This is a genomic window from Sporosarcina sp. Y1009, from assembly GCF_057669865.1.
In genome coordinates this window covers 240,996-264,977 of record NZ_JBYHFO010000004.1, presented here as the reverse complement: position 1 = coordinate 264,977, position 23,982 = coordinate 240,996, and the positions used below count along the sequence as shown (strand labels likewise).

At 38.4% G+C, this 23,982-nt stretch carries 22 protein-coding genes and 1 other RNA gene; 20 read left to right on the top strand and 3 right to left on the bottom strand.

What is annotated here, in order from left to right:
* Nucleotides 1-50 precede the first annotated feature (50 nt).
* Nucleotides 51-923 (bottom strand): YitT family protein, encoded by an 873-nt coding sequence (locus tag AC25Y1_RS07385; protein WP_488147315.1) that lies wholly within the window; start codon nucleotides 921-923, stop codon nucleotides 51-53.
* A gap of 130 nt (nucleotides 924-1,053) precedes the next feature.
* Here AC25Y1_RS07385 and AC25Y1_RS07380 point away from each other — a divergent pair, with 130 nt between their 5' ends.
* The 15 genes from AC25Y1_RS07380 to AC25Y1_RS07310 all read left to right on the top strand — a co-directional run bounded on the left by AC25Y1_RS07380 (nucleotide 1,054) and on the right by AC25Y1_RS07310 (nucleotide 15,537).
* Nucleotides 1,054-1,386 carry a nucleotide pyrophosphohydrolase gene (locus tag AC25Y1_RS07380; protein ID WP_488147314.1) on the top strand — a complete coding sequence of 111 codons (333 nt, stop codon included), beginning with the start codon at nucleotides 1,054-1,056 and terminating at the stop codon, nucleotides 1,384-1,386.
* A gap of 2 nt (nucleotides 1,387-1,388) precedes the next feature.
* Complete coding sequence (gene dapB, locus AC25Y1_RS07375) at nucleotides 1,389-2,189, top strand: 4-hydroxy-tetrahydrodipicolinate reductase (protein ID WP_488147313.1); 801 nt, start codon at nucleotides 1,389-1,391, stop codon at nucleotides 2,187-2,189.
* A gap of 25 nt (nucleotides 2,190-2,214) precedes the next feature.
* Nucleotides 2,215-3,348 carry an N-acetyl-alpha-D-glucosaminyl L-malate synthase BshA gene (gene bshA, locus AC25Y1_RS07370; protein ID WP_488147312.1) on the top strand — a complete coding sequence of 378 codons (1,134 nt, stop codon included), beginning with the start codon at nucleotides 2,215-2,217 and terminating at the stop codon, nucleotides 3,346-3,348.
* Nucleotides 3,345-4,535: a CCA tRNA nucleotidyltransferase gene (locus AC25Y1_RS07365; RefSeq protein ID WP_488147311.1), complete on the top strand. Its 1,191-nt coding sequence runs from the start codon at nucleotides 3,345-3,347 to the stop codon at nucleotides 4,533-4,535. The genes bshA and AC25Y1_RS07365 overlap by 4 nt, the downstream gene beginning before the upstream one ends.
* 4 nt (nucleotides 4,536-4,539) lie before the next feature.
* Nucleotides 4,540-5,496 carry a biotin--[acetyl-CoA-carboxylase] ligase gene (locus AC25Y1_RS07360; protein WP_488147310.1) on the top strand — a complete coding sequence of 319 codons (957 nt, stop codon included), beginning with the start codon at nucleotides 4,540-4,542 and terminating at the stop codon, nucleotides 5,494-5,496.
* A 236-nt stretch (nucleotides 5,497-5,732) separates the two neighbouring features.
* Nucleotides 5,733-6,575: a 3-methyl-2-oxobutanoate hydroxymethyltransferase gene (panB, locus tag AC25Y1_RS07355; RefSeq protein WP_488147309.1), complete on the top strand. Its 843-nt coding sequence runs from the start codon at nucleotides 5,733-5,735 to the stop codon at nucleotides 6,573-6,575.
* A gap of 3 nt (nucleotides 6,576-6,578) precedes the next feature.
* Nucleotides 6,579-7,427 carry a pantoate--beta-alanine ligase gene (gene panC / locus AC25Y1_RS07350; protein ID WP_488147308.1) on the top strand — a complete coding sequence of 283 codons (849 nt, stop codon included), beginning with the start codon at nucleotides 6,579-6,581 and terminating at the stop codon, nucleotides 7,425-7,427.
* A 5-nt stretch (nucleotides 7,428-7,432) separates the two neighbouring features.
* Nucleotides 7,433-7,813 (top strand): aspartate 1-decarboxylase, encoded by a 381-nt coding sequence (gene panD, locus AC25Y1_RS07345; RefSeq protein ID WP_488147307.1) that lies wholly within the window; start codon nucleotides 7,433-7,435, stop codon nucleotides 7,811-7,813.
* Between the two features lie 137 nt (nucleotides 7,814-7,950).
* The gene (gene dinG, locus AC25Y1_RS07340) at nucleotides 7,951-10,734 is read left to right on the top strand and encodes an ATP-dependent DNA helicase DinG (RefSeq protein WP_488147306.1); all 2,784 of its coding nucleotides are present in this window, start codon (nucleotides 7,951-7,953) and stop codon (nucleotides 10,732-10,734) included.
* A gap of 38 nt (nucleotides 10,735-10,772) precedes the next feature.
* On the top strand, nucleotides 10,773-11,252 hold the full coding sequence (locus AC25Y1_RS07335) for a cell wall elongation regulator TseB-like domain-containing protein (RefSeq protein ID WP_488147305.1): 480 nt from the start codon (nucleotides 10,773-10,775) through the stop codon (nucleotides 11,250-11,252).
* Between the two features lie 16 nt (nucleotides 11,253-11,268).
* Entirely contained in the window at nucleotides 11,269-12,459 is a 1,191-nt protein-coding gene (locus AC25Y1_RS07330; RefSeq protein WP_488147355.1) for a pyridoxal phosphate-dependent aminotransferase, read from the top strand.
* A 33-nt stretch (nucleotides 12,460-12,492) separates the two neighbouring features.
* Nucleotides 12,493-13,788, top strand: a complete 1,296-nt coding sequence (gene asnS, locus AC25Y1_RS07325; RefSeq protein WP_488147304.1) for an asparagine--tRNA ligase — start codon at nucleotides 12,493-12,495, stop codon at nucleotides 13,786-13,788.
* Between the two features lie 42 nt (nucleotides 13,789-13,830).
* Complete coding sequence (locus AC25Y1_RS07320; RefSeq protein ID WP_488147303.1) at nucleotides 13,831-14,538, top strand: DnaD domain protein; 708 nt, start codon at nucleotides 13,831-13,833, stop codon at nucleotides 14,536-14,538.
* A 9-nt stretch (nucleotides 14,539-14,547) separates the two neighbouring features.
* Nucleotides 14,548-15,201: an endonuclease III gene (nth, locus tag AC25Y1_RS07315; protein WP_488147302.1), complete on the top strand. Its 654-nt coding sequence runs from the start codon at nucleotides 14,548-14,550 to the stop codon at nucleotides 15,199-15,201.
* The gene (locus AC25Y1_RS07310) at nucleotides 15,202-15,537 is read left to right on the top strand and encodes a YpoC family protein (RefSeq protein ID WP_488147301.1); all 336 of its coding nucleotides are present in this window, start codon (nucleotides 15,202-15,204) and stop codon (nucleotides 15,535-15,537) included. It begins immediately after the preceding gene.
* Nucleotides 15,538-15,753: 216 nt separating this feature from the next.
* Here the strand turns inward: AC25Y1_RS07310 and AC25Y1_RS07305 are convergent, their stop codons facing one another.
* Together AC25Y1_RS07305 and recU are read right to left on the bottom strand one after the other, a co-directional pair.
* Nucleotides 15,754-18,327 (bottom strand): PBP1A family penicillin-binding protein, encoded by a 2,574-nt coding sequence (locus AC25Y1_RS07305; protein WP_488147300.1) that lies wholly within the window; start codon nucleotides 18,325-18,327, stop codon nucleotides 15,754-15,756.
* Nucleotides 18,328-18,336: 9 nt separating this feature from the next.
* On the bottom strand, nucleotides 18,337-18,957 hold the full coding sequence (recU, locus tag AC25Y1_RS07300) for a Holliday junction resolvase RecU (protein ID WP_488147299.1): 621 nt from the start codon (nucleotides 18,955-18,957) through the stop codon (nucleotides 18,337-18,339).
* A gap of 173 nt (nucleotides 18,958-19,130) precedes the next feature.
* On the opposite strand from recU, the gene AC25Y1_RS07295 reads away from it, so the two are divergent.
* The 5 genes from AC25Y1_RS07295 (at nucleotide 19,131) to rnpB (ending at nucleotide 23,877) form a co-directional block, all read left to right on the top strand.
* A complete protein-coding gene (locus AC25Y1_RS07295) occupies nucleotides 19,131-19,505 on the top strand; it encodes a YppE family protein (RefSeq protein ID WP_488147298.1) in 375 nt (124 codons plus the stop codon).
* The gene (locus AC25Y1_RS07290) at nucleotides 19,502-21,784 is read left to right on the top strand and encodes a DEAD/DEAH box helicase (RefSeq protein ID WP_488147297.1); all 2,283 of its coding nucleotides are present in this window, start codon (nucleotides 19,502-19,504) and stop codon (nucleotides 21,782-21,784) included. The genes AC25Y1_RS07295 and AC25Y1_RS07290 overlap by 4 nt, the downstream gene beginning before the upstream one ends.
* Nucleotides 21,774-23,033 carry a ribonuclease H-like domain-containing protein gene (locus AC25Y1_RS07285; RefSeq protein WP_488147296.1) on the top strand — a complete coding sequence of 420 codons (1,260 nt, stop codon included), beginning with the start codon at nucleotides 21,774-21,776 and terminating at the stop codon, nucleotides 23,031-23,033. The genes AC25Y1_RS07290 and AC25Y1_RS07285 overlap by 11 nt, the downstream gene beginning before the upstream one ends.
* 97 nt (nucleotides 23,034-23,130) lie before the next feature.
* Complete coding sequence (gene gpsB, locus AC25Y1_RS07280) at nucleotides 23,131-23,427, top strand: cell division regulator GpsB (RefSeq protein ID WP_488147295.1); 297 nt, start codon at nucleotides 23,131-23,133, stop codon at nucleotides 23,425-23,427.
* A gap of 56 nt (nucleotides 23,428-23,483) precedes the next feature.
* Nucleotides 23,484-23,877, top strand: an RNA gene (gene rnpB, locus AC25Y1_RS07275) — RNase P RNA component class B.
* Nucleotides 23,878-23,982 lie beyond the last annotated feature (105 nt).

The window sequence follows — 23,982 nt, the reverse complement described above, 5'->3', positions numbered from 1 at the left end:
AAGGTCTGTCCCAATTTTGTATCGGGATAGACCTTTTTTTGCTAAAAAACTTATGGATTTAATGGCCTTTTTTGTTCATCTAACGTAAAGCCTTCACCAAGTACTTCGTGTACATCAATTAGTGAGACAAATGCTTGCTCATCAATTGAAGAGATGATATTTTTTAAACGGGCTATTTCATTTCTACCTACAACGCAGTAGAGCACTTGTCGATTTGACTTGGTAAAATGTCCATATCCATTTAAGACAGTAACACCACGATCCATTTCAGCAGTTATCTTAGTTGCAATTTCATTATGATAACCAGAAATAATTAAAGCACCTTTTGCAGCATATGCACCTTCCTGAACAAAATCAATGACCCGAGCACCTACAAATACAGCAACTAGCGTATACATCATTGAGCGCGAATTGAGATAGACAACCCAAGAGAGTAAAATGACAATGGCATCAAACATAAACATCGTTTTTCCCATGCCCCATCCGAGGTATTTATGTCCTAATCGTGCGATAATATCAACGCCGCCAGTTGTTCCGCCGTACCTGAATATTATTCCAAGGCCAACCCCGATAAATAAACCGGCAAATAAGGCAACAAGAACCATGTCATCTTGCATGTTAAAATCAATTTGATAAATCATAAATATTTTTATAAAGATAGATACAGCAACAGTCCCAACAACTGTATAGATAAATACGAGCCTTCCTAGTAGCTTCCAACCGATGATAAACATGGGGATATTTAAAAGTAAGTTCATAAGAGCTGGATCCCAGTTGAAAGCAAAGAGAAGTATAAGGGTGATTCCAGTAAATCCGCCTTCTGCTAATTCATTTTGAATATTAAAATGTACAAGGCCAAAACTGAAAATTGCTGCACCAAACAGAATGAGAACAATATTCTTGATTTTAACGCCATGAAACATGGGAATAACCACCTTTCTTTTCAATTAAACTATATGCTAACCAAGCAAGCACAATATTCCTATTATCTTCTATAATTATATCTTTGACAACCATGAAGTAAATTTATACGATAGGAGAGAGTTAACAGTTATGATACATAAGACATTATCGGAATTACAAGAAGAAATCGATACATATATTAATGGTTTTGAAGAAGGCTATTTCCCACCGATGGAGCTTTTAGCGCGGCTTACAGAAGAACTGGGCGAACTGTCAAGGGAAGTTCAGCATGTACACGGGATGAAAAAGAAAAAGTCTGGAGAAGCTGTCCGTTCTTTGGAAGAAGAAACTGGTGATTTATTTTTTGTCCTTGTCTGTTTTGCAAATTCACAAGGAATTAGTTTAGAAAAAGCTTTGACAACTGTTGTAGACAAATTTAAAGTGCGTGATGCAAATCGTTGGACTAAAAAGGAGGAGCTATAAATATGACGATTCGAATCGCGATTGCTGGAGCAAGAGGTAGAATGGGAACGAGCGCAGTAAAGGCACTAAAAGAAATAAAAGATATGGAAATCGTTGCAGCATTAGATTATAAAGGAGAAGGTCTCTTCATACACGAAGAAAGTATCTCTGAAGATGCAAGTGGGATTCCGGTATATACATCCTTTGATCGCTTAGTGGCTGAAACTAAACCTGATGTTTTATTGGAATTATCAACACCGAGTACTGTTTACGAAAATATGTACAAGGCAATATCCTACGGAATCAGTCCGGTTGTGGGCACATCTGGCTTATCGTTAGAAGAAATTGAAGAACTAACTACATTTGCAGATGAAAAAAAAGTTGGTGGAATCATAGCGCCTAATTTTTCTATAGGCGCTGTACTCATGATGAAGTTTTCTGCAATGGCTTCACGCTATTTAGGGGATGTTGAAATTATCGAATCTCATCATGACCAAAAAGTAGATGCACCATCAGGAACTGCAACAAAAACTGCAGATATGATTAAAGAGTACAGAAAATCCCATATACAAGGCCATCCAGATGAGAAAGAACACCTCCCTGGAGCAAGAGGTGCATCAATCGACGGTATCCGGGTACATAGTGTTCGTCTTCCCGGATTATTGGCACACCAAGAGGTAATGTTGGGCAGTACTGGTGAACTCCTGACGATTCGACACGATTCTTTCGATCGTAGTTGTTTTATGCCGGGAATTATTATGGCTATTCGAAATGTCGTAGACAGAGAAAACCTCATATACGGTTTAGAACATATTATTGAGTAACAGTTTTATAAAAAGGGGGGTTAACATGAAAAAATTAAAAGTTGGTGTCATATGCTACCCTTCCTTAGGTGGTTCTGGTGTCGTTGCAACTGAACTTGGAATAATGATGGCAAATAAAGGCCATGAGATTCACTTTATTACTTCTAGTATGCCGTTTCGATTTTTAAATACGCATCCAAATATGTATTTTCATGAAGTTACGATTGAAGGGTATGCCGTTTTCAAATATCCACCTTATGACATAGCGCTAGCAAATCGTATTGCGCAGGTCATTCAATCGGAAGAGTTAGACTTGTTGCACGTCCATTATGCAATGCCACACGCTGTCTCAGCGGCGCTTGGTAAAGATATGGCTAATTCTACTATCGGAGTGATTACAACACTTCACGGTACAGATGTAACCATTCTAGGTTATGATCCGTCTTTAAGAAATACAGTTCGCTATGGCATCAATAAGTCAACAATCGTCACGGCTGTATCTGAATCATTAAAACAAGACACAATAAATTTAATCGATCCAAATAAAGAAATCCATGTTATTCATAATTTCATTGACGAAAAAACTTATATACCCGTTGAAGCTGGGACATTGAAGGCGGATTTAGGTATTCGTGAAGAAGAAAAAGTAATTATTCATATTTCGAACTTCCGTGACGTCAAAAATATTCCAGATATTGTGAAGAGCTTTTATGAAATAGAGAAAACGATAGATGCTAAATTATTACTTGTTGGAGAGGGACCCGAAAAAGAAAAAGTTGAAGAACTTGTAAAAGACATGGGCCTACAAAATAAAGTGATTCTCACAGGAAAACGTAAAGACATGGCACAACTATTATCAATTAGTGACATTATGTTTCATTTATCTACAAAAGAAGCTTTCGGTCTTGTATTACTTGAAGCGCTCGCCTGTGGTGTACCTTCAATAGCTACAGACGTTGGGGGAATTCCAGAAGTGGTTGAAGATGGTGTGAACGGCTTCATTGTTCCGCATGGTGATATCGATGCAGCAGTTGAAAAAGGCTTGTTGCTTCTTCAAGATGAGGAACTCCATGCAGAATTTCAGCGAAACGGTTTTAATACAGTGAAGGACAAGTTTCATTCTTCTGGAATCGTTAGTCAATATGAAGAACTCTACTATGAAGTGGCGGGAAACGAATGACCAATATTTTTAACAGCCCTGCAAGTTATGAAGTGATTCATCGACTTGAACAAGCGGGTTATGAAGCTGTTTTTGTTGGCGGTGCTGTTCGAGATTATTTGTTACATAAAACCGCAAAAGACATTGATATTGCAACTTCTGCAGAACCAGATGAGGTAAAGGGGATATTCCCGAATACAATTGATATCGGTATTGCCCATGGGACGGTACTTGTGGTCCTTAATCATGAAACCATTGAAGTGACAACCTTTCGAACAGAGGGAACTTATTCGGATCATCGTCGACCCGATAAAGTTCATTTCGTAAAAACATTGCACGATGACTTATTGAGAAGAGATTTTACAATAAATGCATTAGCCATGAATAAGAACGGAAAAATCATCGACTTATTTAATGGTGATAAAGATTTAACAGACCGAATTATTCGTGCAGTCGGGGATCCTAACGAGCGTTTCCATGAAGATGCACTTCGTATGTTACGTGCAATCCGATTTTCTTCTGTACTCGATTTTGATATTGAAGCAAGTACAATAAATGCGATTAATAATAACGCCCATCAAATCAACAATGTATCGGTTGAACGAATTAAAATAGAACTTGATAAACTATTTATCGGTAAAAATCCTGCGAAAGCACTAAACACATTATTTTCTTCTCCTATAGGCAAGGAATTATCTTTATATACAAATAAAGTAGAAGAACTAGAAAGAACTTTACCTTTTAACACATCTATAGAAGGATGGGCTTTTTTTGCCACAATTGGTGAAATGTCACCTTCTAAGTTAGCAGCTAACTTCAAGTTATCAAATACTGAGCGAAGTTTTATCTATTCAGTGTATGAAGCTTATACGAAAAGACATAAGGGACATTTTTCCATTCGAGATTATTATGTGCATCGTTTAGAAGTGCTACTATGTGCAGAGAAGTTTTTTCGTGCAACTAATACTAAAGCTAAAACTTTTTCAAATTTAGAAATTGAAAAAAGAAAAATAGCTTTGCCTATCCAATCCCAACAAGATCTTGTTGTAAACGGCAAGCATCTTTTAGAGTGGACTGGTCAGCCTGGTGGACCATGGACAGGTGAGTGGATGAAAAAAATTGAATTAGCAGTGTTATATAAGGAAATCCAAAATACACTGACTGCTATAAAGGACTGGTTTATGAATGAGTTCAACAGCGAAAAATGAATTTTTGAAAAGACTGTTTGAAGCGAATGGTCAACCAGTTTCTGGTCAAGAAATTGCAGACGAATTTGGTTTATCCAGAACAGCTATTTGGAAGTATGTGAAAGACCTTGAAAATAGTGGTTATGAAATTGGTTCAATACGAAAAAAAGGCTATTACTTAATTGCAGTTCCAGATCGTGTAAATGAAGCCAATGTAAAAAAGTTTTTAACAAGTGAGGACTTTGGACAACGAATTATTTACCGTGAATCCTGTCTCTCAACTCAACTCATCGCACATGAAGAAGCACAAAACGGTGCCCCGAATGGGACAGTTGTTATAGCTGAGGAACAAACCTCCGGCAAAGGGAGAATGTCGAGACCGTGGAATTCTGCAGTTGGAAAAGGAATTTGGATGAGCCTAATTACGCGCCCTGCTTTGACACCACAGCAAGCACCACAAATGACTTTAGTTGCAGCCGTTGCAGTAACACGAGCCATTGAGGAAGTTGTAGGTATTGAACCTTCGATAAAATGGCCAAATGATTTACTAGTTGGTGGCAAAAAAGTAACTGGTATTTTAACGGAGTTACAAGCAGATCCTGACCGTGTTAAGGCAATTATTTTAGGAATTGGCATTAATGTCAATCAGTCTGAAGATGATTTTCCAGAAGAATTAACATCAATTGCTACCTCGTTAAAGATCGCTAGTGGAAAAACGGTTAATCGTGGGAAACTTATCGCTAAAACGCTTGAGTATCTAGAGTATTATACAAACCTTTACGTAGCACATGGTTTTAGTCCAATTAAGCTATTATGGGAAGGCTATTCAAATACTGTTGGAAAACGAATTCGTGCCGTAATGATTAATGAAACGATTGAAGGCATAGCGTTAGGGATTACTGAAGAGGGCATGTTAAATTTGAAATTAGACGATGGCTCAATTCGAGGAATATTTTCAGCAGACATTCATTTTCAATCATAAAGTGTATACATAACAAGCTCTTTTTGTTATAGTTGTTTTGATGGGCGGTATCAATTTGAACTGCACCTTTCAGTTTTAAGTCTTTACTAAAGTAATTTTAAAAAGTTCTGCCTTGATCTTAACAAAGACAGGGACGGAGGAAACCATCAATTGATGATGACACAACCCTTCTGTCCATTTACGGATAGTCGGGTTTTTATTTTGGTTTCCTTCCAAAAAAGGGAGGAGAAATAAAAATGAAAACAACTACAGATTTTATCAAAATGAAAAAAGAGAACGAGAAGATTGCGATGCTCACTGCATACGATTATCCATCCGCTAAATTAGCGCAAGAAGCTGGAGTGGATCTAATTTTAGTCGGGGACTCTTTGGGTATGGTAGTGCTAGGTTATGAGTCAACAATCGCCGTTACTGTAGAAGATATGATTCATCACGGAAAAGCAACAAGGCGCGGTGCGAGGGATACATTTATCGCGGTGGACATGCCATTTGGTTCCTATCAAGGGTCGTATGATAGAACGCTAACCGAAGCCATTCGAATTTTTCAGGAAACAGGTGCGAATGCTCTTAAACTTGAAGGTGCGGGTGATGTTATCAATGTGACGAATCTGCTTACAAATACAGGCATTCCAGTTATTGCACACTTAGGACTACTTCCTCAACACGCAGGTGTTGTAGGCGGTTATAAAGTACAAGGAAAGACTGCCGAAGCCGCAGAACAATTAATCAAAGATGCACAGGCAAGTGAAGAGGCGGGTGCGTTTATGTTAGTGCTTGAATGCATACCTTATCAACTTGCGAAAGAAGTGTCTGATGCAGTTTCAATTCCGGTAATTGGGATCGGTGCTGGGGCGGAAACAGATGGTCAAGTACTTGTATTCCATGATACCGTTCAATATGGAAGTCATCATATTCCAAAGTTTGTTGAGAAGTTTGTAAACTCAGGAAGCGTAATAAGAGATGGTTTGACTAATTATGTAGATGCAGTTAAGGATGGATCATTCCCAGCAGAACAGCACCGTTTTACTATGAAAGAAGAAGAGTTAACTGCTTTATATGGCAGTACTAAAGGTGAGTAAACGATGAAAATAATTAATACGATTAGGGAATTACAAGAAGAACTTTTTGCTCTAAAAAGAAATGGTCAAACTATCGGTTTTGTGCCAACAATGGGATTTCTCCACGAGGGACATCTTAGTCTTGTTGAACATGCTAAAGCGGAAAATGACATAGTTGTCATGAGTATATTCGTCAATCCTGCTCAATTTGGACCTGGTGAAGACTTTGAAGCTTATCCAAGGAACCAAGAGCGTGATGCGAAACTTGCTGAGCAAGCAGGGGTTGATCTATTATTCACCCCAAGTCAGGATGAAATGTATCCGCATAATGGGGGGATACGGATCTTACCGGGTCCTCAGGCTTCGTCATTATGTGGCGCTTCACGACCAGGACATTTCGATGGGGTCTTAAAAGTTGTCTTAAAACTATTTAATATAGTGAACCCTGAGCGCTCTTATTTCGGGATGAAAGATGCACAACAACTGGCTATTATTGAAACGTTTGTACGGGACTTTAACTTGGGCACGACAATCAAACGTGTTCCTACGATTCGTGAAGCAGATGGACTTGCAAAAAGTTCACGCAATGTGAATTTATCGCAAGAAGAACGTGTGGCTGCGCCTCTTATCTACAGTGCTTTAAAAAATGGTGCCGACTTATTTCAACAAGGGAATACAGTAGAAGAGATTGAGCAAATCGTTGCAAATCAGATTATCGAAAAGGCCAAAGGTAGAATTGATTACGTTAGTTTATTGGCTTATCCATCACTCACACCTTATACATCGGATGCAAATGAAGCAATTCTCGCTTGCGCTGTGAAATTTGAAAAAACCAGATTGATAGATAATATAATTATGTCAACAAAGGGATGAAGACTATGTTTCGAATGATGATGAATAGTAAATTACACAGAGCGACTGTAACCGAAGCGAATCTAAGTTATGTCGGCAGTATTACGATCGATAGTGATTTACTAAATGCAGCTGGAATGTTGCCAAATGAAAAAGTCCATGTTGTGAACAACAACAACGGCGCGCGCTTTGAAACATACATTATCGCAGGTGAACCAGGGAGTGGCGTGATTTGTGTCAACGGTGCTGCTGCGAGACTAGTTCAACCCGGAGATGTGGTCATTATTTTGTCTTATGCATATGTATCGGATGAAGAGGCAAGACAACATCAACCAACAGTATTGTTAATGGATAAAGATAATAAAGTTGAAGAAGTTATAAAAGAAGCACCAGGAATGTCTGTTTAAAATCCATAAAAATCTCACAGGGAAGATTATTTCTCTGTGAGTTTTTATTTTCATAGAAGAATGGCGCTGTAAACGTAGTATACGTCTAAATATGGTATAATCTTCAGTAGCATTGATAACAGGAAGTTGATGATTTTATGAAAACAAAAACGTTTGCAGTTGTTGATTTAGAAACCACTGGCCATTCGTCTGCCAAAGGGGACCGCATCATCCAAATTGCAATTGTATTTATTAGAAATGGAAAGATTGCTGAAAAGTATGTTCGGTTTGTTAACCCTGGACAAAAAATTCCGCCATTTATCCGCCAACTTACAAATATTACTGATGAAGATGTCAAGAAGGCACCTTATTTTGAAGAAATTGCTGAAGAAGTTCGATACCTTCTAGAAGATGCCATATTTGTTGCGCATAATACTGATTTCGATTTGTCTTTTCTTCAACATGAGTTTAAACGATGCGGTGTAGCTGAGTGGTTTGGAAGGAAAATTGACACTGTTGAGTTATCGAAAATAATTTTCCCTTCATCTGCAAGTTATAGATTACAGGATATTGCGGAAGACTTAAATATTCCATTACCTGCTGCGCATCGGGCTGATGATGATGCTGAAGCAACTAGTGAATTGTTACTGGCTTGTCAAAATAAACTTGAAACATTGCCATCAGCGACAATCGAATTATTACATCGGAAATCCTTTCGTCTCAAATCTGATCTAGCTGGACATTTTTACGACGCATTAACAAAAGCGCGAAATAAAAAAATGTCTTCGGAGTTTTCAACATTTCGTGGCATCCCGTATCGTACGATTAAAAGCGGTAGAAAAGTAGAAATGAGTCAATTCGATTATCCAGTTGATGATCATGATAAAATTGAGCTCTTAAAAACAACTTTCCCCAAATTTGAACGGAGAGAATCTCAGCTTAGGTTTATGGACACTGTTTGGAAAACTTTAAATGAGCAAACAGAAATTACGACTGAGGTCCCTACCGGAATCGGGAAATCGATTGCTTATTTAGTACCGGCTGCCATTCGGTCAATGGAAACAGGAAAGCCTGTCGTCATTAGCACATATACGAATTATTTGGCTGATAAAATTGTCGACGAAGAACTGGAAAAACTGAATTTACTACTGGGGAAAAAACTGAAGGCAACAGTGTTAAAAGGGAGAGAACAATATATTTCTCTCGGGAAATTTGAAGAGCTTTTAACAATATCTGAGCATTCTTATGATGAAACATTTATCATCATGCAAATACTCGTATGGTTAACGGAAACGAGAACAGGGGATTTGGAAGAGCTTAACGTTTCCGGCGGCGGTCAGTTATTTGTTGAACGTATTCGAAAACAATCTGAACGTATGGCATCAGATGAATATCAGGCCGATTACCATCGTAGACTTGTGGAGGAATCTTCAAGTTCGAATTTTATTATTACAAACCATTCAATGTTATTAGCTGACAGTAGCCGTTCAAACCGATATTTCAAATCTTTAAGTGGTTTAATTGTAGATGAAGCGCATCAAATGGGACAAATCGCAATTCGGCATCATGAGGTTGTTTTTTCCTACACAAATTGGAAATATATCATGGGGCAGGTTGGTTCTGAAGCTGAAGGCCAATTATTACAAGGGATTTTTTCACTAAGTGAACGTTTTGGATTTGTAAATACGGTTACAAAAGAAAGACTAATTCAATCATTCAATCGTTTTGTAGAAACATTTGATTATGTTGCAAATATGTTGTCGAATTATGAACCGAAAATAAGTAAACACCAATCAGGTAATCGTAAATCATACGCACTCAACGGAGTGGATCATTGGAAACCACATTTCACCAAAGTAGCTGGCTCCATGTCGAACTTTATTGATCATGCAGATGCATTTATTGCCCGATTAACGAAACTTGAAGATAGTATGTCACGAAGTGAAGTCGCTTACCTAGCAGAATGGACCTATTGGGTAAGAGAAATAAAAATTAAAGCCGGAGAATGGATTGAAATTTTTCTCGATAAAGATCATAAAACGTTTACTGTTTGGCTGGAAAAAGATTTGCGAAGTTTACCTGGCAGTTTGAGAATTGTTAAGAGTCCATTAGAAAGTTCGACATTGGTGCAACAGTTAATCGAACAACTTAAAAAGGATCAAACGGGAATTATCTGGACTTCGGGTACCATGTCTATCCCAAATGATAAGCGGTATATTCCTGATAAACTTGGTATAAGCGATGATGTCCCGTTGATAATTTATAATGCACCAGAAGACTTCTATGATGGCGCAGAAATATTTATCGTGGAAGACATGCCTGTGATTAATCAAGTCCCTCAGACGGAGTATATTGAGGCAGTCACAGATGCAGTAATCCGTACAGTAATGGCAACGGGTGGGAGAATGTTTGTACTTTTCACATCACAAGACATGTTAAGAAAAACATATGACCTCATTTCAGAAAGTCAACAACTGGAAGATTATGTATTGTTCGCACAAGGCATCACCCCGGGTAGTAGGATGAAGCTATTAAAATCCTTTAGTCAATTCAAACGTTCTGTATTATTTGGAACGAGTAGCTTTTGGGAAGGTGTTGACGTTCCAGGGGATGCCTTGTCAGCAGTTGTCGTCGTTCGACTACCATTTACTTCACCGGAAGATCCTATTTATCGGGCAAGTGCGGCCATATTGACTGAAAGAGGATTAAATCCATTTGTTCAATATGCATTGCCAGAAGCCGTTATGCGATTACGACAAGGATTCGGTAGGCTGATTCGTTCGTCTTCAGATCAAGGCGCTTTCATCATTCTTGACCGTCGCATTGATACAAAATCATATGGGACCCATTTTTTAGAATCACTTCCTCAAGTGCCAGTGAAAAAAGTTCCGTTGCAAGTTATGGTGAATGACCTCGAAAATTGGTATAATAGATTTGAATGAAATAAATCGTTTCTACGATTTACAGGACGTGAAAGAATATGCTGAATTGGGTTAAATTTATTACCATATTTCTCGTTTCATTGACTGCAGTTATTGTGATTACAGTATTCTATAATGCGAACAAACCATTAGCTGTATCTTCCGATGAAGCAGCAATGGCAGCGACTAAGTCAGGACTATTAGAATCTGTCAAATCAGTTCAAGTTTACAATGGTACTCAATCATTAATGACTGTTTTCGGTGTTGGTGACGAAGGTGAAGATATCATTGTTTTTGTTGATGATTCTGAAAATGGGAAATTTGAAAGTTTAAAAGTTGATGACGGGATTACCGCTGAAGAAGCGATTAAGACAGTGTCAGAGGAACATACCATTGTCAAAGTATTACATGTAGCACTAGGAATTGAAGAAAATGAACCAGTTTGGGAAGTTGCTTTCACTGGAGAAAACGGGAAATTGAACTATGTTTACGTGTTTTTTGAAAGTGGGCAATGGTGGAAAAGAATTTTGAATTTATAAGGGAGAGATCTTGTTGATTAAAAAATTGGCTTCCAGAGTAAACACACTTACACCATCAACAACATTGGCGATTACAGCAAAAGCAAAACAAATGAAAGAATCCGGCATAGATGTAATTGGACTCGGCGCCGGGGAGCCTGACTTTAATACGCCAAAAAATATTTTAGAAGCCGCCAATAACTCCATGAAAGATGGTAAGACTAAATATACTCCGTCTGGTGGTTTACTTGAGTTAAAAGATGCAGTAATTAACAAATTACAAAGAGATCAGCAATTAGCATATACGCGACAAGAAATAATGATTGGAATTGGTGCAAAGCATGTCCTTTATACATTATTCCAAGTTATTCTTGACCCGGGTGATGAAGTAATTATTCCGACCCCATACTGGGTGAGTTATCCAGAACAAGTAAAGCTTGCAGGTGGGGTTCCGGTACATATTGAATCGACTTCAATTTCTCAATTTAAAGTAACTGCAGCGCAAATTAAAAATGCAATTACGGATAAGACGAAAGCAGTCATTATTAATTCACCTGGAAATCCGACAGGCATGATTTATTCGGAAGATGAATTACGGGAAATTGCGGCAGTCTGTGAAGAGAAAAATATTTGGATTGTTTCTGACGAGATTTATGAAAAACTTGTCTACGGAAACGAAAAGCATATTTCTATCGCAAAGATTTCGGATGATGCAAAAAAACGCACTTTCGTCATCAATGGCGTGTCCAAGTCCCATTCAATGACTGGATGGAGAATTGGCTATATTGCGGGCGATAAAGAAGTCGTGACAGCGATGACGAACTTAGCGAGCCATTCAACATCTAACCCAACAACAACTTCACAATACGCTGCCATTGAAGCATATAATGGACCGCAAGATACCGTAGAAGTAATGCGTCAAGCATTCGAATCACGTTTGAATCAAGTGCATCCTTTGCTAGCAGCAATTCCAGGCTTTAAAGTTCTTAAACCAGAAGGTGCGTTTTATTTGCTTCCAGAAGTAACTGAAGCCATTGAGAAGACAGGATTTAAGAATGTTGACGACTTTGCAACAGCCCTACTAACAGAGGCGAATGTAGCAGTTATCCCTGGATCAGGTTTTGGTTCACCGAATACAATCCGACTTTCATATGCCACTTCTATTGAATTAATAGAAGAAGCAATAAGTCGAATAGATAAGTTTGTCAAAGAGAATTGGAAAGAATAAAAATACTTATATGACTATTATTTGGAGGTTCTTATGAAAACAATTTTGATTCACGAAATGCCAAACCATTTAGGTGAGACAGTACGAATTGGTGCTTGGCTAGCCAATAAAAGATCTAGCGGGAAATTCGCATTTTTACAGTTACGTGACGGATCTGGATTCGTTCAAGGAGTCGTTACAAAAGAAGTCGTAGGCGAAGAAATCTTTGCAAAAGCTAGAGCAATTACACAGGAAAGTTCGCTCTATGTGACTGGTGAAGTTGTCGTTGATGAACGATCATCTTTTGGATTCGAGCTTCAAGTGAGTAAAGTAGAATTGATTAGTGCATCCGTGGATTATCCTATAACACCGAAAAACCATGGTACTGAGTTTTTGATGGATAATCGCCATTTATGGATTCGCTCTAGAAAACAACATGCAATTTTAAAAATACGTGATGAAATCATTCGAGCGACTTATGAGTTTTTCCATATGAACGGCTTTGTTAAAGTAGATCCACCAATCCTAACTGGTTCTTCTCCAGAAGGAACTTCTGAACTATTTGAAACGAAATACTTTGATGAAAATGCTTATTTATCACAATCTGGACAACTGTACATGGAAGCTGCAGCTATGGCACTTGGAAAAGTATTTTCTTTCGGGCCAACATTCCGCGCTGAAAAATCAAGTACACGTCGTCACTTAATCGAGTTTTGGATGATTGAACCAGAAATGGCATTCGTCGAACATGCAGAGAGCCTTGAAGTTCAAGAGCAATATGTGACACATATTGTGCAATCTGTATTACAAAACTGTCCACTAGAACTAGAGCGTCTAGAGCGCGATACAAGTAAACTAGAAAATATTCAAGCACCGTTCCCACGTATTACGTATGACGATGCAATTACTTTTCTACATGAAAATGGTTTTGATGATATTGAATGGGGAGACGATTTCGGCGCACCTCATGAGACGGCAATTGCAGAAAGCTATGACATGCCTGTTTTCATCACACATTACCCGATCGGGATTAAACCATTCTACATGCAACCGCACCCAGACCGTGATGATGTCGTATTATGTGCGGATATGATTGCACCTGAAGGATACGGAGAAATCATAGGTGGTTCGGAAAGAATTTATGATTACGAACTCATGAAAAAACGTATTAAAGAGCATAATCTAGATGAAGAGGCGTACGAATGGTATCTTGAACTTAGTAAATACGGTGCAGTGCCACACTCCGGATTTGGTCTTGGACTAGAAAGAACAGTTGCGTGGATTTCAGGTACTAGCCATATTCGTGAAACAACAGCTTTCCCACGTCTTTTAAATAGATTATACCCATAAATACGCCATAAATATTCACTTAAATAGAAAGGGGTTCGAGCCATGCAAGACGATCGACTCCAAATTTGGATTGAGCAGGGGAATGTCACCATTTCCCAGCTTTTTTTTCACAATTATAAACGCCTAGGGATTCAAGATTTAGATGCAATGCTTATTATGCATATGACCGCATACAATGCGGCAGGCAATCAATTCCCTACACCGACAGATTTTGCTGAGCACATGAATTTATCGGAAAATGAAGTGTCAGCTATCTTACAAAGACTTATGCAATACGGTTTTTTGAAAATTAGTCAAAGTGAAGATGAAAAAGGCGTATTACATGAAGCCTTTTCATTATATCCGCTTTGGAAACGTCTAACGGATAAAATAGTCCTTGATGAAAAAGAAGAGATTGAAGAAATCGAGAAAAACGAAGAGGGAGAAATTTTTTCGTTATTCGAACAAGAATTTGGTCGTTTTCTTTCACCAATGGAGTCAGAATCGATCGGTATGTGGTTAGATGACGATGGGCATTCTGTTGAAATCATTCGGGCAGCACTAAAAGAGGCGGTACTCGCAGAAAAACTCAGTTTACGCTATATCGATCGCATTCTATTTGAATGGAAAAAGAAAAATGTTAAGACGATTGCTGATGTCGAAAAGCAAACAAAGAAATTTAGAACAGTTGGTATTCGCCAAACAGAAACAGACAAAACAGTGAAAGTAAAGCGAGTTCCATTTTATAATTGGCTCGAAGAAAGAGATTAGGGGGATACAATGTTAACCAAAAAACAGTGGCAATTTTGCTTGGACAATTTTGCTGAAATGTTTCCGGATGCACATTGTGAATTAGTGCATGATAACCCGTTTGAACTGACAATCGCAACATTATTATCGGCACAATGCACGGATGTTCTTGTTAATCGTGTGACCGCAGAATTATTCAAGAAATATAAAACACCGGAAGATTACCTCGCTGTTGATATTGAAGAATTGCAAGATGATATTCGCTCAATCGGCCTCTTTCGCAATAAATCAAAAAACATTCAAGCACTAAGTCAACTGCTAATTGATAAATACAATGGGGAAATCCCTGCAAATCGTGATGTTCTTATGACATTTCCAGGTGTCGGAAGGAAGACTGCAAATGTGGTCGTATCAAATGCTTTCGGCATTCCTGCACTCGCAGTTGATACCCATGTGGAGCGCGTGGCAAAACGATTAGGAATGAACAGATGGAAAGATTCTCCGCTAGCTGTTGAAGAAAAGATCATGCGATGGACGCCATTTGATAATTGGACAAATACACACCATCAAATTATTTTTTTTGGCCGTTACCATTGTAAAGCAAGAAATCCAGAATGCGAGAAATGTCCGCTACTTTCTATTTGTAGAGAGGGAAAAAAACGGATGAAAGCTAGGGGGATTTAATTGGAGCGATTTTCTAAAGAGCATTTAGCCATCCATTTTCAAAAATGGGATGCAGTGAAAGAGGAAATTGAAAGTCTTTATCATAGTAAAGGAAAAGAAGTTACTTCACTTATGGAAACTGCAATTCTCAACTATGAAGAACTTCTTGAATACGGAGGAAGTGGTCTTAATAAGAGAAGTGGACAAGTTGAAAGGTTTCTTCTACCATTAAATGGTGAAGAGCGCCTTCAATTTGTGAAAGAAAGAATTGCGAGTCATTACGCTCATATTCAGCTCGATGCACTTTATACCGAAACAAAAAAGAAAGCCGCACGACTTTCTGTTACCCCGCGTTAACGGGCAGTAAGATTTCCATTATGGTAAAACGATAGGGATAGTTAGGAGGTAAACTGCCCTTAAACGCCCGATTGGTTCAACTAACAATCCGTTAGGAAGAATTGAACTGCATTCTTCTTTCGGGGAAAGAGAAGCCCCACGGATTGAAGTTTCACTTTATGAAAAACTAAAAAGCTGAAGTTCAAACGTATTTAAACGTTTGAACTTCAGCTTTTATTAATTATTGTTTCCGTTGTTCCCGTTGTTCCCGTTGTTACCATTATTCCCATTGTTCCCGCTATTATTTGTACCCTCTGATCCAGGCTCCTCAGGTTCACCTGGTTCTTCAATAGGATCTTCTGGTTCAACTGGTTCAACAGGTTCAACAGGTTCTACCGGTTCAACAGGTTCCACGGGTTCAACCGGTTCCACGGGTTCTTCCGGTTCTTCTTCTATTGGTTCCTCCGGTTCTTCAACCTCTGGTTCCTCTAATCGTATTGAAGTGGAAGCAGGAGCACTTTCGAGATCGCCTATTATGGCGACAACTTCAAATGTGTATGTTTTGCCGTATTCAACCTCTGTAAAAGTTACATTATTATCAGTTGTTCTAGTTATTTCTTGCTTCTCACCGCCATCAATCGTTACATAGACGATGAATTCTACATCCCCTTTAATGCTCTCGGATTTGGGAGCCTTGTGATTCCATTTTAATGAGATTGTTTCACTTTCATCATCGAAATCGGCTTTTAAATTAGACGGTGCATCAAGTGTAATTTCTTCAGCGATTTCTTTCGGCACTGATCCTTTAACGAATAGTTCAGTTCTTCTTAAACTTTGTGGTGTTGAAGAACTTGCACGCATTAAAGGATTCGATTGATACACGATATCCACTTCTTCAACTGAAGCTGGTCTTTTAAAATTTGCTGTTTCTTTACCAGCAGAAATTTTTCCCATTACGTCACGAAATAACTCTTGTGGAATATTTCGTTCTCCATCCATTTGTGTCATTGCTATACTTTGCTTTTGATACCCTGCCCAAACCGCTATTGTGTAATTTGTAGAGTAGCCGGCAAACCAAACATCTTTTGCGCCAGTTTGGTCTGCATAACTTGTAGTACCTGATTTTCCTGCTAGATCAAGTCCTGATACATTTGCACGGGAACCTGTCGCACCAATACCTGACTTCAATACGTCCCTTAGCATATCTGTTACCATATAGGCAGTTGAGTCTTTCATGACAATTTCTGATTCAGGTGCTAGTGTCTTTGTTGTTCCGTCACGAAAAACAATTTCTTCCACTGCATGCGGTTTTGTATAAACGCCACCATTACCAAATGCAGCATAGGCACCTGCTAGTTGAGCAGTATTGAACTCTTCAGTTGTACCACCGAGTGCATTGGCTTGATGTTCACCTTTTATTTCAACACCTAGTTTTGAAGCGAAGTCATTTGCTCTACCGTGCCCAACCTCATCGTAAACTGTAACCGCAGGAACATTTCGTGATCTATAAAGTGCTTCCCGAGCTGTCATAGCGCCTAAAAAGTGTGGGTCTACATTTCGAATCGGTCCACCTGTTTTATAATCTTTTTTCTCATCTACAACTGTATTTCCCGTGGACCAATTTAAATATTCAATTGCTGGTCCATAAGATAATAGGGGCTTAATTGTTGATCCGAGTTGGCGTTTTTGTTGTGTGCCAAAGTTCCAGTTACCAAGTTTATAATTTCTACCGCCACCGATTGCAACAATTCCACCTGTTTTCGTATCGAGGACTGTTAAACCGGCTTCCAATTCATCGTTTAAATAATTACCTGCATTTATAGCTTCTTCTACGGATTCTTGTGCAGCCGAATCTAGTGATGTATGAATTTGTAAACCTTCACTTATATCTACACCTGCCTCTTCAAGTTCATTGAGTACATGGTTGATATATGCTGGATATTTTGAATTATCTTTTGCTATTCTCTGTTCTTCAGGGATAAGAGTAGAAGTGACATCAATTGCACGCGCCTCTTCCATCTGCTCTTTTGAAATTTTATCATGTTGATACATTAAACCGAGTACGATGTTTCGGCGGTTCTCAGCCCGTTCCGGATTTACAAAAGGATTATGTCCATTAGGGCTTTGTGGGATACCAGCTAACATCGCCACTTCATGTAACTCAAGTTCAGAGAGATTCTTTCCGTAAAAATATTCTGCAGCTGTGCCGATACCATAAGTTGAACCCGACATTAGGATTTTATTGAAATACATTTCAAAAATCTCTTCTTTACTGAATTCACGTTCAAGTTGAAAAGCCAGCCATGCTTCTTGTGATTTACGTTTCAATGTTTTATCTGCTGATAAAAACGAGTTTTTAATCACTTGTTGTGTTAAAGTACTCGCACCTTGTGAACCGAATCCACTTCTAAAGTTCGCGATGACTGCACCACCAAGTCTTTTAAAATCCATCCCATGGTGGGAATAAAATCGAACGTCCTCTGTTGCTAGAATTGCGTTTTCCATTAGTTTCGGTATATCTTCATAATTTACATATTCTCTTTTTTCAGCCCCAGTAGTAAAAAATACTTTGTCGCTGTCATCTAAAAAATCAGAAGAAACCGGATCTCTCAATAACTCTTCATCGAGTTTAGGAGATGAACTTGCATAAAACAAAAATAATCCAGCCCCGCCGATTAAGATAACAAGACCTAATGCAACTATAGATAGAAATACTTTCTTAATAATTCCTTTAGTATTTTTAGGTTTCTTTTTGCGATTGTTTTCTTGGGATTTTCTTCGCTCGGTTCTTGAATTTATATTATCACTCATATATATTTCCTACCTTTCATTACTAATTTCATAGTCTACTATATCCCTAATTGCTTGTAGATAATCAAGATTGGGCATAAATCCAAGCTTAATTTCAATCGTTTCTTGTTCAAATTCAGTTAGGGCGATAGATTTTCTCCCGCCTGCCTTCATTCTTTCCCATTTGGCCTCAATTATTTCGTAAGGAACAACGAAATAACGATTCAATGCGGAAAATTTAACGATGACAAATGCAATTCCATTTTGTTTTGATACGTCCTTCATATGAAGAATTTGGTGTTCGTGAATATTCTGCAATGGAAATGACGTTTTACTTTTCGTTTCTTTCGCCTCAAAATCAATGTAATATCCTTTCCAAACCCCATTATAATCTGTCGTAGAGGGTGTTCGAAAATAGGCTTCTGTAATGACAGCGGCACTACGAGAAGGGTAATTAACATTCACAATTTGAATTGGAACAGGCTTTTGATGAATCACAGCAATATTTCGGCTCAAATAATACTCGTTAGACTCGTTTATATCTTCTTCTAGCGTTTTTCCGCGATTACTATAAGTATGCTTCGTATTGCTCTGTGGATTTATTGTATTTGCTGGTACATATTTTTTCCCATTCGGATACCGAATTGTCATTTGAACCACCTCGCATTCTTCATCATACCTAAGCATTGGACGGATTAGCAACAAGAAAGTTCCTTTCGCAGGATTTTAAATTCAGGCTTTAAAAGAATATACGTTCGCTAGATGTTGGTTAACTGGTGATGAATCTGGTAAAATGAAAGAAAGAATCTGAGAGGCTGATTAATATGAATATAGAAGAAAAGTGTGAAATACTCCTATCTGTGTGTGGGGAATGCCTGAATCGTCATACAGAAATGAGAGCATTAGATAGAGAACCCGACTTTTTTAATGAAGTAAAACCATATGCAGACAAATACCATTCAATGTTAGATGAGTGGGCAGAAGAATCTTATGCTTGGATAAAAATTGCAAAACCAAAATATGTTCACCCGTCACAAATCGATACATTAACAGATGGGATGAAACAATTTATCGTACAGTCGTTTTATAAAAAAACTGGCCTAAAAAGATTTGTGTTATCGATTCGCTCAGCAGAATATACGCTGAAAACATTTTTAGATGCACTGAAAGATGAGAGGGAGAGGGAGGAGTTGCAATGACACAACAGACAACCATACATGCTGTTTTGAACAAATTACGTTCGACTCCATCAATCTCGGAAAACATTATCCACTACCGAAAACTTGAGGGTAAAACCGCAAAGTATGCAGAATTCCCACGAGTATTACATCCCTCAATTATAAAAGCACTAAAGACAAAAGGAATTGAGCAGCTTTATAGTCATCAGCGAGAAGCTTTTGACGCTGCATACAACAGGAAGTCAATTACGGCAGTTACACCCACGGCTTCAGGAAAATCTCTTTGTTATCATTTACCTGTCCTTCAAAGCATTTTAGAAGATGAGACATCCAGAGCCATTTATTTGTTTCCAACGAAAGCACTTGCACAAGATCAATTAAGTGACCTTCACGAATTAATCGAAGCGAGCGAAGAAACAATACTAAGCTATACCTATGATGGTGATACAGCTTCAGGACTTCGTTCAAAGGTTCGAAAGTCAGGCCATATTGTCCTAACGAATCCGGATATGCTGCACTCCGGGATCTTACCACATCATACAAAATGGGTATCACTCTTCGAAAATCTAAAATATATTATTATTGATGAATTACACACATACAAAGGGGTATTTGGGAGTCATGTTGCACATGTGCTACGCCGATTAAAACGAATTTGTAATTACTACGGTAGCGACCCAGTGTTCATATGTACTTCTGCTACAATTGCTAATCCAGGTGAATTAGCCGAGGCACTCACAAATACTGAGATGCGTTTAATAGAAAACAACGGAGCACCCGCAGGACAAAAACATTTTATTTTTTATAATCCACCTGTCGTACATCCGACTTTCGGAATTCGCCGCAGTGCTTTATTGGAAGTTCGAGACATTGCTTCATTATTGTATCGTGAAGGTATGCAAACAATTATTTTCGCGAAAAGCCGAGTTCGTGTTGAGATGCTAGTGACGTATATGCAAGAGTTTACAAAAAAGAAACTATTTGATAACTCGGTAATGGGATACAGAGGCGGCTATTTACCCTCGGAACGTAGAAAAATTGAAAAAGGGCTTCGCGATGGCTCGATTAAGACAGTAGTCAGCACAAATGCACTGGAGTTAGGCATTGATATCGGTCAATTACAAGCATGTATTATGACGGGTTATCCAGGAAACATTGCGAGTGCTTTTCAACAGGCTGGCCGAGCTGGTAGAAGACAAGAAGATGCATTAATCATTTATGTTGCACAATCAGTTGCACTTGATCAATACATTATTGATAACCCAGATTATCTTCTTGGACAATCGCCTGAAGAAGGAAGGATTCATCCAGATAATATGTTTATTTTAATGGATCACTTAAAATGTGCTTCGTTTGAATTGCCATTTACATTAACTGAAACATATGGTGAATTTGAAGTACAAGCGCTACTTGAATTTCTCGAAGTTGAAGGAGTCCTCATTAAAACTACGGGACGCTGGCATTGGATGACAGACCGTTTTCCGGCAAGTGACGTCAGCTTGCGTTCTGCAGCACAAGAGAATGTTGTTATTATAGATAAAACAATTCCTAAAGGAACAATTGTCATTGGAGAGATGGACCGCTTTAGCGCGATGACGTTGCTCCACGAAGAAGCAATCTATATCCATCAAGGAACCCAATACCAAGTCGAGAAACTTGATTGGGAAGAGAAGAAAGCCTATGTGACGGAAGTCGACGTAGATTATTTTACGGATGCGAATTTAGCAGTAGAGTTAAAAGTTATAAACGAAGATGAAACAAGTAGAGCGGAAAATGGTATATGTTCTTATGGTGATATTGCAGTTCTTGCAATTCCTACGATATTTAAAAAAATTCGTTTTGGTACGCATGACAATATCGGTTCTGGTCCGATTTCCTTACCAGCGACTGAACTTCATACATCATCAACTTGGTATTCCTTTGATGTACCAAAAGGATGGACAGAATCAGAATTGACGGATGCGATGACAGGTGCAGCGTATGCAATACAGTCATTCATCCCCTTATTTGTAAGATGTGATCGTTCTGATATCCATGTTGTGCCACAGGTAAAAGCAGTTCACACTGATAAGCCGACTTTCTTTATCTATGATAGTTATCCTGGTGGGATTGGTTTGAGTGAAAAAATCTATTCGCGTTGGGATTCGTTATTTAAACAAGCAAGGGATCATATTTCTTCATGTAGTTGTCAGGGTGGTTGTCCAATTTGTATTGGTGCACAAGAAGTAGGAATAGGGATGAAAAAAGATGTTGAATCCCTTCTCGATGCACTCGTAAGGGGAGAGAGAAATGTCGTATGAACAAAAACTAATGGCAATGAGGAAGATGGTTAAGAAATCTAAAAATGATACCCCTATAAAAGAGACTGAGAAGGTTCTACCACCAAGTCCCTTTTATGAAGACAAATGGCTGGCAGCAGGTTTAACCAAAGAAGAAAATAGTCTTGGTTTTGTTTATAAACGGACAATCGATTTCAACACTAGTTATAAGCATGGGAATATACGTTTATCAGATCTGAATGCTGCATTAAATAAATGGGCAGAGACGGATGAACTGCATCCATTAGCACCTCAGCTAGAAAAGCGTCTTGTTTTTTTTGACACTGAAACGACTGGCCTTAAGGGTGCGGGAACCTTAATTTTTTTACTCGGTTTTATTGAACAAAAAGAAAGCTCATTTCAACTAACCCAATATTTACTACCTGGCCCTGATCATGAGCGTGCTTTTTTATATGCATCTGGTCTTTGGAATCATAATATAAATCTTGTGACGTATAATGGTAAAAGTTTCGATCTTCCGCAGGTCGAAACCCGGTGGACGATGAATAGAAACTCATTACCGCCGCTTGCATCTCATGCGCATATAGATCTTCTTCATGGTTCAAGGAGAATCTGGAAAGAAGAAATTGATTCTTTTAGTTTAGTGAACATAGAAGAAAAGAAAATAGGTTTTTTTAGGGAGGATGATATCCCAGGTTATCTTGCCCCGATTATCTATCAAGATGCAGTTAAAAGTGGACGAATCGAGTCACTTATGAAAGTCCTCAAGCATAATGAGTGGGACATTCTTTCCCTTGTCGCACTTTATATTGAAACAACCAATTTGCTTTTTGAAACGTCTTCTTATGGCACCGCAATTTCAAGCACAAATATCGGTAAATGGTTTTCCGATTTGAAGTTATTTGATCGAAGCAGTAAAATTTTAGAATCTGTGATAGTTGAATATGGAATTGAACATCCAGTCACACATTTTCACTTCGGTTTCATTATGAAAAGAGAACAGGCTTTTGAGGAAGCTATTGCCTTATTTGTTGTCGCAGCCGATCGATTAATCGGTCGTCAAAGGATTATGGCTTTAGAAGAATTGGCCAAGTTGTATGAGCATAAAGTAAAGGATTTGAACAAAGCGATACGCTACACAAGGAGAGCTCAACAGCTTTTGTTGGAAGATGAAGAGCTGACTGAAAGATTTCGTATGAGACAAATAGATGCATTCCAAAAGAGAGAAATAAGAGTAATGAGAAAACTATTTCCCGGGGAAGCGCAGTAAACGACAATGTCCGCGTTTAATTCTGTTTGTGGCAGACATATTTGGCCAAGATATGATATAATAACTCATAAGAAAGATAGATGGAAGGGCGAGTTTCATGGAAACTAAATTGGATGCGAAATTAATTCTTGAAAAAGAATTTAAAACGGGTATGCGTGGATATAATCAAGAAGAAGTCGATTTATTTTTAGATGATGTTATTCAAGACTACCAATTATTTAAAAAAAGAATTGCTGAATTAGAAGCTGAAAACAATAAAATTAAGGATGAGCTTGAAGCAGCTGAAAACAGACCATCTGCTAGGAATACAGGCTCCACGAATTTTGATTTGATTAAACGAATTTCAAATCTAGAAAGACATGTATTTGGAAGTAAGTTACACGAACAAGAATAACTTGAAAACCATTGAATATTAACGTAAATTATAGTATACTAAATAGACCATAGCGTGAATTCAGGTAATCGCTGCAAAGCTAGACTTTGTAGAGGAAAGTCCATGCTCACACGGTTCTGAGATGTCCGTAGTGTTTGTGCTCGGTGAATTAATAAGCCGGGGCTTCGCGCATAGCGCGTTGACGGCGAGAATAAGTCCTACGTTTACCTTGTGTAAATATGGATGAGGTTCTCCGAACAGTGCCACAGAAACGTATTCGATTCGGAAACGGATCGACTGGAACGCGGTAAACCCCACAAGTGAGAAACCCAAACTATGGTAGGGGCATTCTTCTGAAGGAATTGAACTGATGAAGAGACAGGCACACAGTGTTTGTAGATAGATGATTACCACCCAGCGTACGAGGCTTAGGCCGCTTGAGTACTAGGGAACAAAACATGGCTTATCGAATTACCTATGGCTTTAAATTTAAGACAACAGCTCTCCGATAAAAGGAGAGTTTTTCTTTTTGAACTAGAATGATGAAAACTGATACATAATAGCAAATATCAAAGG

Excerpts from the sequence above, each read along its gene's own strand:
- recU (WP_488147299.1), bottom strand. The coding sequence starts at position 18,957 with ATGACAATTCGGTATCCGAATGGGAAAAAATATGTACCAGCAAATACA.
- dinG (WP_488147306.1), top strand. The coding sequence starts at position 7,951 with ATGAAAACAAAAACGTTTGCAGTTGTTGATTTAGAAACCACTGGCCAT.
- AC25Y1_RS07285 (WP_488147296.1), top strand. The coding sequence starts at position 21,774 with ATGTCGTATGAACAAAAACTAATGGCAATGAGGAAGATGGTTAAGAAA.
- AC25Y1_RS07295 (WP_488147298.1), top strand. The coding sequence starts at position 19,131 with ATGAATATAGAAGAAAAGTGTGAAATACTCCTATCTGTGTGTGGGGAA.
- dapB (WP_488147313.1), top strand. The coding sequence starts at position 1,389 with ATGACGATTCGAATCGCGATTGCTGGAGCAAGAGGTAGAATGGGAACG.
- panD (WP_488147307.1), top strand. The coding sequence starts at position 7,433 with ATGTTTCGAATGATGATGAATAGTAAATTACACAGAGCGACTGTAACC.
- AC25Y1_RS07380 (WP_488147314.1), top strand. The coding sequence starts at position 1,054 with ATGATACATAAGACATTATCGGAATTACAAGAAGAAATCGATACATAT.
- AC25Y1_RS07365 (WP_488147311.1), top strand. The coding sequence starts at position 3,345 with ATGACCAATATTTTTAACAGCCCTGCAAGTTATGAAGTGATTCATCGA.
- AC25Y1_RS07290 (WP_488147297.1), top strand. The coding sequence starts at position 19,502 with ATGACACAACAGACAACCATACATGCTGTTTTGAACAAATTACGTTCG.
- AC25Y1_RS07305 (WP_488147300.1), bottom strand. The coding sequence starts at position 18,327 with ATGAGTGATAATATAAATTCAAGAACCGAGCGAAGAAAATCCCAAGAA.
- AC25Y1_RS07385 (WP_488147315.1), bottom strand. The coding sequence starts at position 923 with ATGTTTCATGGCGTTAAAATCAAGAATATTGTTCTCATTCTGTTTGGT.
- panB (WP_488147309.1), top strand. The coding sequence starts at position 5,733 with ATGAAAACAACTACAGATTTTATCAAAATGAAAAAAGAGAACGAGAAG.
- bshA (WP_488147312.1), top strand. The coding sequence starts at position 2,215 with ATGAAAAAATTAAAAGTTGGTGTCATATGCTACCCTTCCTTAGGTGGT.
- AC25Y1_RS07335 (WP_488147305.1), top strand. The coding sequence starts at position 10,773 with ATGCTGAATTGGGTTAAATTTATTACCATATTTCTCGTTTCATTGACT.
- panC (WP_488147308.1), top strand. The coding sequence starts at position 6,579 with ATGAAAATAATTAATACGATTAGGGAATTACAAGAAGAACTTTTTGCT.
- gpsB (WP_488147295.1), top strand. The coding sequence starts at position 23,131 with ATGGAAACTAAATTGGATGCGAAATTAATTCTTGAAAAAGAATTTAAA.
- AC25Y1_RS07320 (WP_488147303.1), top strand. The coding sequence starts at position 13,831 with ATGCAAGACGATCGACTCCAAATTTGGATTGAGCAGGGGAATGTCACC.
- asnS (WP_488147304.1), top strand. The coding sequence starts at position 12,493 with ATGAAAACAATTTTGATTCACGAAATGCCAAACCATTTAGGTGAGACA.
- nth (WP_488147302.1), top strand. The coding sequence starts at position 14,548 with ATGTTAACCAAAAAACAGTGGCAATTTTGCTTGGACAATTTTGCTGAA.